The sequence below is a fragment of the Pseudomonas sp. FFUP_PS_473 genome (assembly GCF_002858665.1).
Taxonomy (GTDB): Bacteria; Pseudomonadota; Gammaproteobacteria; order Pseudomonadales; family Pseudomonadaceae; genus Aquipseudomonas; species Aquipseudomonas defluvii.
This window is the reverse complement of sequence record NZ_PJQQ01000136.1, coordinates 1-224: the sequence shown is the minus strand read 5'-3', so window position 1 is coordinate 224 and position 224 is coordinate 1. Positions and strand designations below refer to the sequence as shown.

Below are 224 nucleotides of genomic sequence, written 5' to 3'. Positions count from 1 at the left end.
CTGAGCGCCACACCCAGCGTGGTCGAAGGTGGCGTTGTCACCTACACCGCTTCGGTCAACGCCCCGGTTACCGGTACCCCACTGGTGGTGACTCTGGCCAACGGCCAGACCATTACCATTCCGGTCGGTGAGTCGTCGGGTTCGGTACCGTTCACTGCGCCGAACAACGTTCACAACACCAACGCACCACTGACCAACAGCATCACGGACATCAGTGGCGGCAA

1 protein-coding gene is annotated in these 224 nt (G+C 61.2%); it reads left to right on the top strand.

The window, feature by feature from the left end; genetic code table 11:
- Positions 1 to 224 (top strand): immunoglobulin-like domain-containing protein (locus CYD26_RS24920; protein ID WP_145991833.1); only part of this gene is annotated, 224 nt, incomplete at both ends.